Source organism: Maribacter sp., from assembly GCF_049667165.1.
Taxonomy (GTDB): domain Bacteria; phylum Bacteroidota; class Bacteroidia; order Flavobacteriales; family Flavobacteriaceae; genus Maribacter_A.
In genome coordinates, this window is sequence record NZ_JBATHS010000155.1 from 1 (window position 1) to 11,403 (window position 11,403).

Here is an 11,403-nt window from a genome sequence, read left to right on the forward strand (position 1 = left end):
AATCAAAAATATCGAAGCTGTAATGACACTGCATCAATCTTTTGAACCCAAACTTCAGTTGTGGGAACTCGGTAATTAATCCTTTAAAATCCATTTTCGAATTTTTTTGCATAAAGTGATTGATTGCTTTCACAGCTGCCACAGTCAGGGTAGTGTTGTATTTGTCCGTAGCCCCTAAATGTGTGACATAGGCCATCAATTGGGAGCAAACATTATCAATCGCCTTTTGTTCTCCGTATTTTTTAATATGGATGTAGGCCAAACGCAAATGGGCTTCGTGGTTAAAAATTAAAGGGTCTAATAAACAGGATTCAAACCAGTGTTCGAATTCTAGATCAGAAAGTTCAAAATGATTTTCCATGGGTTCAATTTTGTCCTATAAAGATACAGTCCATACTAAAAATATCACTTATCATCCCTTATCATTTTTCGTGAAAGTAAATAGGCAATTGCGAGTCCGTATAAGAAATTGGAAATCCCGACTTCAAAACTATGCCCTATTCGAATGTAAAGGGGCATAAGCTCATTGGGTTGGATCAAAGGTGCAATACCGCCAATAATGGCAAAAATTAGACCTATCAATAGGGCTTTTTTAAGTTTGGATAGGTTTACCGTACGCAACACCAGCAGTGCCACGGCTATGAAAACAAACCCCCTAAGGAACAATTGGGTGTTGATCATCACATCCATGGGAGGAATCTTATCTTGATAGAATTCCATCATTTCGGGTAAAGCGATACTAAGAACGAGTCCGGCACCGATATAAAAAACCAGATAAAGGAAATTAGCGACCAACACCTTCCAGAACCAACCAAAAAATGTACGGGGTGCAAATTTGAGGGTTTCTTGGGACTCCAATTTTCGGAACATATACACAAACAGTGGGCAGAATATTGCGGCGGCCAAAAAGCCCCGAAGTAGTTCAAAAAGGGTTTGTCCCCTGTCCGTAACATTGAAGATGTAGGCTTCTATCAGAATATTGAAATGGCCTATTAAAAAGTAGATCAGGAAAACCGATAATCCTAATTTAAAACCTCTTAAAGTGGAATGTTGGATGTAATAACCCAAAAGCAAGGCTAGAAGATAATTAGCAATGATTCCCCATAAAAGGGAGTTCAAATCCTGTGTTTCGTTGAATAATGCGTTGAGTAAGGCATATATTGCAGTTAACAATAAGGCGCCTAAGGCTGAGGTAATCCATAAATTGGTTTTCATGACCTTATGATTTTGAATGTTCATTTTTTTTGATGATTGCGAATGGTAGAAATGGTACTTTTACACCATGTAAGCGTGGCCGAATAGCTGGCTAAACCATGCTCAAAGGCCAATCGTCCGTGTAAGGGTAAATGAGCACCTTCCCTTTTATGAAATTCCTTTAACTCCGCTATATATAGTTGTAGTTGAATTTTGAAGGATTGTAGAAATTCGAGGACTTGGTTCTTGTGCAAGAGTTTGTGCATAAATGCAAATTTTAGAAGAAGTTCGTCGTTTCTTTTTGCTACATCGGTTATTTCCACGGGTAGCAACAACCATTCTTTGAGGGTGTTCAAGCCGAGGGAAGTACAGTGGAACTTCTCTTTCTTTTGTTCCGGTAACCGCGATTTAGTGACCAGGTTAAATTTTTGCAATCGGTTAAGTGCAGGATAAACGGCCCCAGGACTGCTACTGTAATTACCAAGGGCAGTGGTTTCAAATTGTTTTCTTATACCGTAACCGGACAATGGTTCCTGATGGATCAATCCTAGTATGGCATAATCCAAGGAAGTAATTTTAAATGCTTTTTTCATAATGATACGATTCGTACTATAAAATTAATACGATTCGTATTAAAATCCAAATAAATTGAAACTAATTTTATAGACAATAGTAATCCTAAGGGTTTAAGGATGGCTAAAAGGGCACCCAATTATATGCAAGAGTCAACGCTTCCGTTATCCGGAGGTCACCTGGGCATAGAACATTTATATCATAAGAATAAATTATGAATGTCCGAGCGGGTTGGTATTTTTGTGGAAATATATTCTTTTGGTTTTATCATTTTCAATAACTACTTACCTTTATGGATACCATGAAAAATAGTCTTGCACTGCTTATTTTGCTTTTTTCATTCACACAACTCCATGCCCAGATAGCGGACGATAAGGCATTGCATTTCGGGGCAGGGGCATTAAGTGGGGCCATCGGTGGACTTTTGGCGCAGGAGCTTTCGGACGGTGATCGTACATGGACCTATGTCGGAGCCGTAGGAACAAGCCTATTGGCCGGTTTGACCAAAGAGGCCTTGGATCGAAGTAAGGGCAATACTTGGGACAATGGGGATGTGGCCGCTACTGTCCTTGGAGGTGTTGCGGTTGGAGTGACCCTTGATTTATTTTCCGGGAAAAAGAGGCGCAAGGGAACACAGCTAACCTTTGTCCTGTATTAAAGTGACATGGGCACCTCCATCAGTAACACTTCGGAAGGTTCTATCGTTTTAATATCGAAGCGATCAATATCCCATAGCCCATACCCATCCCTTTTATGTACTACCTTCCCGTTGACCTCCAATGCGCCTTCCAATACGAAAACATAAACACCATTCCCCTTTTTTTTAAGGGTGTATGTTGCTTCCTTATCAGGATCAAAATCCCCCATATGAAACCACGCATCCTGATGTATCCAAACGCCTTGATCTTCAGGAAAAGGTGATAGAATCTGGTAAAAGGCATTTTTCGTTTCAATTTCCTTAAGCGAAACCTGGTCATAACGCGGGTCCACATCAATTTTATTGGGAATGATCCAAATCTGAAGGAATTTTACGGGCCGATCTTTGTTCTTGTTGTATTCGCTATGCTGAATTCCCGTTCCGGCACTCATCACCTGCACATCCCCTTGTTTTATGACCGTGGAGTTGCCCATATTGTCCATATGTTGCAAGTCGCCTTCCAAGGGTATGGAAATGATTTCCATATTGCGATGGGGGTGGGTGCCGAAACCCCTTGCCTCCGAAACCACATCGTCATTGAGTACCCGCAATACTCCAAAATTCATTCGGTCTGTATTTTGATAATCGGCAAAGCTAAACGTATGATGCGAGTCTAACCAACCATGATTGGCATGGCCTCTTGAATCTGCTTTATGGAATACTGTTTTCATGGGCGTTCAGGATACTTTTTCGAAAATGTTCTACGATATGGATTACCAGGTTTCTAATGGAACTTTACATCATATCTATGTGATCCTACATACAATGTGTTTAAAGGTATCAAAATTTTGACACCATTTGTGGCCGAGAAAAAAATTCCGGCAGTTGGTTTTTATCGCCTTATCAAGGTGTTGGGTTTGTTCATAACAGGCCCCTTGCCTTTATTTCCAAATATTTGTTGATGGTATTGATGGTTAGCTGCTCGGGTTTGGTCAGAATGGTCTGAATACCATGTCGCTGCAATTCCTTTTGCATCAATCTTTTTTCCAAGGAGAATTTTTCGGCGATTGTCTTGTGGTAAATGGTCTGCAGGTCTTCGGCATCGGTGCTTATAAGGGATTCCAATTCTGTGTTCTCAAAAAAGATGACCACGAGGACATGTTTTTTGGACATGGCCATAAGAAAGGGCATTTGTCGTTGTAAGGCCGATATATGTTCAAAATTGGTATAGAGCAACAAAAGGCTTCGATGGGTTATTTTGCGCTTGACTTGGGCATACAGCAGTCCGAAATCGGAGTCGGTGAAGGCCGTGGTAATATTGTACAACTGTTCTAGAATCGTATTCAAATGGGTTATTTTTTGAACAGCGGGCACGAAGGTTTCAATATTCTTAGAGAAAGCCACCATACCGGTTTTGTCATTCCGTTTTAAGGCGACGTTCGAAAAGGCCAAGGTGGAATTTATGGCATAGTCCAACAATTTTAAGCCGTTAAAGGGCATTTTCATGACCCTCCCTGTATCGATGATGGAATAAATCGGTTGGGATTTTTCGTCCTGGAATTGGTTCACCATCAACTGGTTTTGTTTCGCGGTGGCTTTCCAATTCACCGTTCGTATATCATCCCCAGCCACATATTCCTTGATCTGTTCAAACTCCTGCGTATGTCCAATACGTCGTATTTTCTTAAGTCCGAACTGGGTAAGGTTGTTGCTGATGGCCAGAAAGTCGTACTGCTGCATTTGAATGATGCTCGGGTATACGGGCACCATTTGGTCTTTTTGGAATATAAAACGCCTTTTTATGATCTTTAGGGAGGTAGAGGCATAGACGTTAAGGTTCCCAAAAACATATTCCCCCCGTTCTACGGGCCGTACAGAATATTCGAATTCCTGTTTATGGCCTTGCAGCAAAACCGTGCTATGTTCAAAGTCGCGCTTTTGGAATTGTTGGGGCAACTCATCGATCAAGGTGATATGGGTTTTGAATGGGTAATGAGATCGAAAGCTGATGGTGATGGCATTCAAATCGCTGTTCGATAATTTTTTGGGTAATTGGCGCTCCGCGGCCACTCCTTTGGAATTGGCATAGAGCAAATAGATATCAAACAAAAACAGGCCTGACAGGACCAAGGTAAGGACCCATGCCATGGGATATAGTACTGGGACCCAAAATGAAAGCATAAAACAGCCTGCAAGGACCGCGATATACCAAAAAAAGGTGTTGTGTATGTAGAGCGATTTTATAAACTGCATTGCATTATCTGGGTATTTCCACAGATTCCATGATCATTTTTACCACGCTATCGGTCGTCATACCCTCCATTTCGCGTTCGGGTGTCAGGATTACCCTGTGGTTCAGCACAGGCACCAAGGCTTTTTTCACATCTTCGGGGATGACGAAATCCCTACCTTGTATCGCCGCGAAGGCCTTAGCGGCATTTAAGGTGGCGATCGAGGCCCGAGGGGATCCCCCCAAAAACAGATGGGGGTGGTTTCGGGTCTTGGTGATGATATCGGCGATGTATTTGATTATCTTTTCCTCTACGACGACCTCTTGGATCTTCGCTTTAAAATCGGCCAGTTGTTCTGGTGTCAAAACCCCTGAGATTCTTTCCTGAGGATTTTCCCCTTTTCGTTCGTGATGCGTTTGTATGATCCTTATTTCTTCGGCAATGGTCGGATAATCTACCTTGATCTTAAAAATAAACCGGTCCAATTGTGCCTCGGGTAGGGCATAGGTGCCTTCCTGTTCAATAGGGTTTTGGGTAGCCAGGACCATAAAAGGGGTATCCATGGCATAGGTAGTTCCATCCATGGTCACTTGTCGCTCTTCCATGGTCTCGAACATGGCCGCCTGCGTTTTGGCCGGTGCCCGGTTGATCTCATCGATCAGGATGATATTGGAAAAAATAGGGCCTTTTTTAAATTCGAACTCCGATGTTTTTACATTGAAGATCGAGGTACCCAGAATATCACTGGGCATAAGATCCGGGGTAAACTGAATTCGGCTAAAACCGGTTTTCAGGGTCTTGGCAAAAAGTTTGGCCGTAATGGTCTTTGCGATGCCCGGAACGCCTTCAATAAGTACATGGCCATCAACCAAGAGAGAAACGATCAAGAGCTCGACGAAGCTTTCCTGTCCTATGATGACCTTGGCCAGTTCGGACTTGATATCGCTAACCGCTTTTTTTAACTCTTCTAACGGGATCCTATTGTCGAAATTCAGGGCATTGGTATTTTCAGGGGTATTTTCCATCGGCTTTCAATTTAAATTTTTCAATTCGTGTATTCAGTGTTATCAAATCGCTATTGTTGATGTCTGTTTGGGCCTTTAGTTTTTCCATCATGGTGAACAGGTCTTTCACTTCTTCGGTAGAATGGTTGGTTCGGGCGGCCAGATTGTGAAAGAATACATCATCTTGGTTTGTGGTATCTAGGTAATAATGGGAACGAATGTACTCTAAAAAATAGGCGATCTTATGTTCGGTAATCGATTTCTGCTCCCCTTTTTCATAATACATATCGGCAATGGTCCGCGTAAAGGCGAGGGTCTGGTTCTTTAAGGGCACCACCACGGGAATGGCCCTTTGTTTGCGCTTTCCTTCAAAGAGCACATAGAACAACACCCCGATCAATGCGATATAATAGGCCCATTTGAATTCCTTGGTATTCAAAAAGATATACATGGGTGAGGTGTAAAACGATTTTCCCGATTTATAATGGTTGTCCATGTAAATGGGCTGCCCGCCATCGATATAGGAAAGGAGTCCGGCCGTATAGTCCTTATTATCGTCTTTCAGGATAAAATAATTGGTAAAGGCCTTGGGAAAAGCACTGAGTATGATTTGGCCTTGACCAAATTCCTGTTTAATGACATTGAAGTGATTCTGCTGTAAGGAATCGACTGCCAACGTATAATCCACTTGGGCTATGACCTTAGCATGTATTGTATCGAGTTCACTGAAATACGTGGCAAAATTGTCCTTATTGAATGTATGGGAGCCATCATCCGTAAAGGCCGGATTCAATAATTTGTGTACCTGTTTTTGGTCTTCCCCAAAATCGGCGTACAACCCCGAAGTTTCGAAGTTCAGGGTGTCCTTTAATTCGGCATCATAACTGCTTGAAGCGATGAAAAGGGTATTCCCCCGGGAAGTCCAGTCGAGTAGACTGTTCAGTTCGGCTTCCCCGAAAGAAACATGGTCGTTCACAAAGAAATACGTGCCTTGCATGTCGTTGTGCGATTGAAGTTCTTCATAGGGAGGCCTGGTTACCTGCTTTAGGTTCTCCTTGTATTTTTGTACCATCAGATCATTGAGCACATAGGTGCCATATGGAATCTTATGTTGGGATACAAACGAGGGGAACCAATTGATTTCCTTCGGCTTGCTATACTGAATTAGTAGCAGTAGGGCCAAGGTGACCAAAGCGATGATGCTATATAGGGTGCCTTTTTTACCCATGTGTATCCAAGGTTTTTCGCAGTGCTGTGAATTTAAGTTCTGCTTGCCGGTATTTTGACTCATCTATGGGGAAATCACCATACCAGATATAGTCATATAGCCAAGTAATATGGCCGAACGTTGTTTTTAGCTCCCCTTTTTTAAGTTCGGCGATATAGTCATCGTTGGTTTTTTGAATTTCCCAGGTTATGAGTTGCTGATGGCTTAATTGTTTTAGAATGAGCAAATAATAATAACGAATCGCCAACCGGTAATTCTTTTCTTTCAAGGCATTTTGGATCAGCTGGTCAATATCCTCATGTTTGATGATCTGTTCCTCTTCTGACAAGGAGACCACAGGCTCATTGGTCTTTGAATACAGCAAGGCCCTTGCATTCACGTTCAGGAAGAACTTGATCAGTAGAAAAAGTAGGATTCCGATCAGGAGATAGGGTAGTACCCTAAGAAAATTGGCAAAATACCCCATGGCCTTTTCGCCACCGAACAACCATTCAAAAAAACGAAGGACAAGGTTGCCGAACCATGTCTTGAAATTTTCCCACCAGGTAAGTTTGGTTTTCACGATCTCATAATCGAAGTGGGGGTCTTCCCGATAAGGAAGAAGATCCTCATCGGTAATTTGCTGCAGGCGAAGGTTTTCGGTATCGTATTGAATCAAGGTCGAATCTTGCTGGGCTCCCAAGGGGCAGACCAGTACACCAAAAAGCAATAAGATGGAAAGCCGTTTAATCATTGTCGTTTTGGGTTCAAGCGAACATCCATTCTATTGATTCGCCCTTTTTTTATTCGTTTATAGTTGGTCTATGTTCGAATTCAGATCAATCCTCTGTGGTTTTCCCCAAATTCTGAATACGTTCAAAGGTACCCGTGAAGTTCTTCTTTTCGTTCAGATTAAAGAAAATTAAGGCTCCCGCGACAATAGAAATGATGTTCAATAACAGCTGGGCCAAGGTACCGATCATATTCAAGACCAAATAGACCGGGTCAACGAAACTATTGCTCATACTTATGGCATCCATTTCCCCTGAAAAAATGCCCATTTTCGCATATTGGTAGATTACGGCTGGCAAGCTAAAGGCATAGCCTGTGATACCCACGATAATACCTACCACAAATAGGGTGGCGAAGGTCATCCACCATTCATCCTTCACCAAGGTAAAGCTATAGTTGTACGAATCCCCCACACCTTTGTTCATAAAGACCATAATGCTAAAGGATAGTGAAAGGGGCACCGCCAAGTAAATACCGGGAACGAAGCAAAAAAGCATACCAACCACTATGGAGAGGACTACCATGATACCAAGGCCAATAAAACTCCATATAGAATTGTAGACCTCCTTTTTTATTTCATCAAAATCTATAGTACCCTGGAGGTCGGTGTAGGATTTAATATAATGTAAAACCGTGGATTGCGATATGGCGTAGACCATGATCAAGGCGGCCATAAAAACAAGACCACTGATCAACATGCTTATTCCGCCAAAAATAGCATTGGAACTTTCCGTATTGAAATCCAAAATTGAATTGAAGGAATATAGATAGAACCCCATGGCAATCAATAGCACTACCAGATAAGGAGCCACAATCTTAAAGTAGGTCGACATAAAGGGTTTGAACTGCGTACGAAGAAAAGCAAAGGTATCTGTAAGGATGTCGCCTAATTCGCGCTGTTTTTTAAACTGGATGTAGTTGTTCATTAAGGTTGGTTTTTGAATGTATTTGATATGGGTATATAACGTAATAAAATAGAATTAGTGCCAATGAAGCGGTAATTATACTTAGGGCCAGCCAATCGGGCATTTCTGTATGACGGGTCACAAAACCCTCCAAAAATCCAGCAATAATAAAAAAAGGAACGGTGCTCAGCATAATTTTCAACCCATTCTTAACCCCTCTTTTGAAGGACTCCAACCGGGTATAGGTCCCTGGGAAAAGCATGCCGTTGGCCATGACCAGGCCGGCGCACCCTGCGATAATGATTACCGAAATCTCGATGGTGCCATGGATCCAAATGGTTCGTGCCGATTCCCATAGCAGGCCTTTTTCGTAAAAGAAATATTGAAAACTACCCAACATGATCCCGTTTTGCATCATGATCCATAAGGTGCCAATGCCCAACAATATGCCATAGGCGAAGGCCATTAGGGCTACACGGATATTGTTGATGGTTATGCCCAGGAACATATTGAATTCCCCCATTTTCTTATACACGGCCATGGGATCCCCTTGATCAATATTGTCGAGGGTCATGTTCACGTACCCATCCCCAAGAATGGAGCGTACAAAATCGCCCTCATTGGCTGCTGAAAATGCCCCGACCAAGGTGAAGAACGCAAAGACGAGGAAAGCGATCAACAGTTCCCTTTGATGGAAATAGAATAAGGTAGGAAATTCGGTCTTCCAAAACGCCACAATGCGGTTCTTGGGTTCTCTTTTGGTCTTGTAGATTTTTTGATGGGCCTGGGAAGCCAAGGTATTAAGATAAAACTCCGTATTACTGCCTGCATAAAAGGTCTTGGCGTAACTTAGATGGTCGGTAATTTCTATGTAAAGGTCGGACAATACATCGGGCGCTATCTTCGTTTTGTTTGACAAGGCATTTTCAAAAGTTACCCATTTGTCTTTATTTTGCTTTACAAAGGCGGCCTCACGCATGTACTACTGGGTTTTACCCAAAGAAACTAAAATATGGAACAATTTCAAATAGAAACCGCCCAAAATATAAGCATTAGTCAGAATACCGCCCATTTGGGGGACCGTATGTTGGCCTACTTGATCGATAGTTTTGTCATTCTTGCCTACACTATTTTGATTATCTGGCTCTTGTTTGCGATGGATGTTGATTTTGAGGACATGTGGGCCCTGTATCTTTTGTTCGGATTGCCCGCCTTTTTGTATTATGTGTTATTGGAGACTTTTATGGACGGAAAAACGATCGGTAAAGCCTTGATGCATATTCGTGTGGTCAAATTGGATGGTTCAAAACCCGGCTTTTCGAGCTATTTCATTCGTTGGATCCTTAGGATCGTCGATGTGGTACTAACCTCTGGGGGTTTGGCGGTTCTCACCATATTGATTCGTGGCAATGGGCAACGCATCGGGGATATTGCCGCAGGTACCACCGTAATCAGTGAAAAGAAGCGCGTTGGGTTGCGCGATACCTTGTTGAGGGACCTACCCGAAGATTATGTACCCCAATATCCACAGGTCACTATTTTTGAGGATCGGGAAATGCAGACCATCAAGGAATTGTATGATCAGGCAAGACGTAATGGTGATCATCAAATCATTCTTACCCTAAGCGAACGTATCAAGAAAGTGACCGAGATCACAACGGAGGCAAAACCTTTTGATTTTGTGGATACGATAATCAAGGATTATAGTTATTATACCCAGCAAATTTAAGTTCAAAGTCGAAAGTTGTAAAGTCGAATGGCTAAATATCCAACTTTTCAACGAATATATAACTGTTCACTGTTCACTGTTCACTGTTCATTGTTCACTGTTAACATTTGGTTCTCGATACCCCCGAGCATTCGGGGCTTTCGAAAATCACTCGGACTGACGATACTGTCTACTGACTACTGACCTCCGTTTCCCATCGACCTTTGGCCTTAATAGGGTTTAAAATTGTCGATGGGCAATAAGATTGGAATTAAGAAGATTAATGACTTAATTTTGCTCATGAACACCAAACACCAATCATGTTTTATTTTGCCATTGATATATTAGGAACTATAGCCTTTGCCATTTCGGGGGTCTTGGTGGCCATGGAGAAAAAGCTCGATCTGTTCGGTGTACTTATTATTGCCTTCGTGACCGCGGTTGGTGGTGGAACGTTGCGTGATATGCTCATTGGCAATACTCCCGTGATCTGGATGCGTGAATCGGTTTATATATTCACCATATTAGGAACGGTATTTTTCGCCATCTTGTTTGTCAACCAACTAAAATATTTACGAAAGACCTTATTCCTGTTCGATACAATCGGCATTGGGTTATTCACCATGGTGGGTATTGAGAAAGGACTTTCCGCGGAGTTAATGCCTATTATGTGTATAATTTTGGGAACGATTACAGCTTCATTCGGAGGTGTGATTCGGGATATTCTCTGCAATGAGATACCAGTGATTTTCCATAAAGAAATTTATGCAACGGCCTGCATTTTGGGAGGTATTGGTTATTTCCTTTTAATACAATTCCCTTTTGACGGGGCATACGCTTATAGCGCAGCTATCATAATCATTATTGTAATTCGCTTGTTGGCCGTAAAATTCAAGATTGCCTTACCTACTATTTATAAAACCGGTAAAAATCAACGACAGAATTAAAAGTAGAAGGCCCAAAGTTTAAAGTTCAAAGTTGAAGGTCCAAAGTCCATAGTCAAAAATTGTAAAGTTGAATGGCTAAAAATCCAACTTTTCAACGAATATATAACTGTTCACTATTCACTGTTCATTGCCCACTGTTCACTACTTCCTTCTGGTTCTCGATACCCCCGAGCATTCGGGGCTTTCGAAAATCACTCGAACTGAC

13 protein-coding genes are annotated in these 11,403 nt (G+C 42.1%); 3 read left to right on the plus strand and 10 right to left on the minus strand.

Annotated elements, in window-relative coordinates; all coding sequences use genetic code 11:
• The 3 genes from WBM98_RS08160 to WBM98_RS08170 form a co-directional block, all read right to left on the minus strand.
• Positions 1-361, minus strand: a 361-nt coding sequence (locus WBM98_RS08160; protein WP_424365529.1) for a hypothetical protein, incomplete at its 3' end; no start/stop codon positions are given.
• 44 nt (positions 362-405) lie between these two features.
• Positions 406-1,215 (minus strand): hypothetical protein, encoded by an 810-nt coding sequence (locus tag WBM98_RS08165; RefSeq protein WP_424365530.1) that lies wholly within the window; start codon positions 1,213-1,215, stop codon positions 406-408.
• Between the two features lie 20 nt (positions 1,216-1,235).
• The gene (locus WBM98_RS08170) at positions 1,236-1,787 is read right to left on the minus strand and encodes a PadR family transcriptional regulator (protein ID WP_424365531.1); all 552 of its coding nucleotides are present in this window, start codon (positions 1,785-1,787) and stop codon (positions 1,236-1,238) included.
• A 272-nt stretch (positions 1,788-2,059) separates the two neighbouring features.
• Here WBM98_RS08170 and WBM98_RS08175 point away from each other — a divergent pair, with 272 nt between their 5' ends.
• The gene (locus WBM98_RS08175; RefSeq protein ID WP_424365532.1) at positions 2,060-2,425 is read left to right on the plus strand and encodes a hypothetical protein; all 366 of its coding nucleotides are present in this window, start codon (positions 2,060-2,062) and stop codon (positions 2,423-2,425) included.
• On the opposite strand, the gene WBM98_RS08180 is transcribed toward WBM98_RS08175, so the two are convergent.
• The 7 genes from WBM98_RS08180 to WBM98_RS08210 all read right to left on the minus strand — a co-directional run bounded on the left by WBM98_RS08180 (position 2,422) and on the right by WBM98_RS08210 (position 9,522).
• A complete protein-coding gene (locus WBM98_RS08180; protein WP_424365533.1) occupies positions 2,422-3,135 on the minus strand; it encodes a pirin family protein in 714 nt (237 codons plus the stop codon). The genes WBM98_RS08175 and WBM98_RS08180 overlap by 4 nt on opposite strands.
• Positions 3,136-3,325: 190 nt before the next feature.
• Positions 3,326-4,657, minus strand: a complete 1,332-nt coding sequence (locus tag WBM98_RS08185) for a DUF58 domain-containing protein (protein ID WP_424365534.1) — start codon at positions 4,655-4,657, stop codon at positions 3,326-3,328.
• A 4-nt stretch (positions 4,658-4,661) separates the two neighbouring features.
• Positions 4,662-5,660, minus strand: coding sequence for an AAA family ATPase (locus WBM98_RS08190; RefSeq protein WP_424365535.1), 999 nt, complete (start codon positions 5,658-5,660; stop codon positions 4,662-4,664).
• On the minus strand, positions 5,644-6,867 hold the full coding sequence (locus WBM98_RS08195) for a DUF4350 domain-containing protein (protein ID WP_424365536.1): 1,224 nt from the start codon (positions 6,865-6,867) through the stop codon (positions 5,644-5,646). Before WBM98_RS08195 ends, WBM98_RS08190 begins: the two co-directional genes overlap by 17 nt.
• Positions 6,860-7,600: a DUF4129 domain-containing protein gene (locus WBM98_RS08200; RefSeq protein WP_424365537.1), complete on the minus strand. Its 741-nt coding sequence runs from the start codon at positions 7,598-7,600 to the stop codon at positions 6,860-6,862. The genes WBM98_RS08195 and WBM98_RS08200 overlap by 8 nt, the downstream gene beginning before the upstream one ends.
• Before the next feature lie 85 nt (positions 7,601-7,685).
• On the minus strand, positions 7,686-8,564 hold the full coding sequence (locus WBM98_RS08205; protein ID WP_424365538.1) for a hypothetical protein: 879 nt from the start codon (positions 8,562-8,564) through the stop codon (positions 7,686-7,688).
• Positions 8,542-9,522 (minus strand): stage II sporulation protein M, encoded by a 981-nt coding sequence (locus WBM98_RS08210; RefSeq protein WP_424365539.1) that lies wholly within the window; start codon positions 9,520-9,522, stop codon positions 8,542-8,544. Before WBM98_RS08210 ends, WBM98_RS08205 begins: the two co-directional genes overlap by 23 nt.
• Positions 9,523-9,555: 33 nt before the next feature.
• Between WBM98_RS08210 and WBM98_RS08215 the strand changes: the two genes are divergently transcribed.
• Both WBM98_RS08215 and WBM98_RS08220 read left to right on the plus strand, forming a co-directional pair.
• Positions 9,556-10,272 (plus strand): RDD family protein, encoded by a 717-nt coding sequence (locus tag WBM98_RS08215; protein WP_424365540.1) that lies wholly within the window; start codon positions 9,556-9,558, stop codon positions 10,270-10,272.
• 299 nt (positions 10,273-10,571) lie between these two features.
• Entirely contained in the window at positions 10,572-11,198 is a 627-nt protein-coding gene (locus WBM98_RS08220; protein WP_424365541.1) for a trimeric intracellular cation channel family protein, read from the plus strand.
• Positions 11,199-11,403: the final 205 nt, after the last annotated feature.

What these genes read in the sequence shown, in the direction of transcription:
- WBM98_RS08165 (WP_424365530.1), bottom strand. Translation starts at nt 1,215, where the DNA reads ATGAAAACCAATTTATGGATTACCTCAGCCTTAGGCGCCTTATTGTTA.
- WBM98_RS08170 (WP_424365531.1), bottom strand. Translation starts at nt 1,787, where the DNA reads ATGAAAAAAGCATTTAAAATTACTTCCTTGGATTATGCCATACTAGGA.
- WBM98_RS08175 (WP_424365532.1), top strand. Translation starts at nt 2,060, where the DNA reads ATGGATACCATGAAAAATAGTCTTGCACTGCTTATTTTGCTTTTTTCA.
- WBM98_RS08180 (WP_424365533.1), bottom strand. Translation starts at nt 3,135, where the DNA reads ATGAAAACAGTATTCCATAAAGCAGATTCAAGAGGCCATGCCAATCAT.
- WBM98_RS08185 (WP_424365534.1), bottom strand. Translation starts at nt 4,657, where the DNA reads ATGCAGTTTATAAAATCGCTCTACATACACAACACCTTTTTTTGGTAT.
- WBM98_RS08190 (WP_424365535.1), bottom strand. Translation starts at nt 5,660, where the DNA reads ATGGAAAATACCCCTGAAAATACCAATGCCCTGAATTTCGACAATAGG.
- WBM98_RS08195 (WP_424365536.1), bottom strand. Translation starts at nt 6,867, where the DNA reads ATGGGTAAAAAAGGCACCCTATATAGCATCATCGCTTTGGTCACCTTG.
- WBM98_RS08200 (WP_424365537.1), bottom strand. Translation starts at nt 7,600, where the DNA reads ATGATTAAACGGCTTTCCATCTTATTGCTTTTTGGTGTACTGGTCTGC.
- WBM98_RS08205 (WP_424365538.1), bottom strand. Translation starts at nt 8,564, where the DNA reads ATGAACAACTACATCCAGTTTAAAAAACAGCGCGAATTAGGCGACATC.
- WBM98_RS08210 (WP_424365539.1), bottom strand. Translation starts at nt 9,522, where the DNA reads ATGCGTGAGGCCGCCTTTGTAAAGCAAAATAAAGACAAATGGGTAACT.
- WBM98_RS08215 (WP_424365540.1), top strand. Translation starts at nt 9,556, where the DNA reads ATGGAACAATTTCAAATAGAAACCGCCCAAAATATAAGCATTAGTCAG.
- WBM98_RS08220 (WP_424365541.1), top strand. Translation starts at nt 10,572, where the DNA reads ATGTTTTATTTTGCCATTGATATATTAGGAACTATAGCCTTTGCCATT.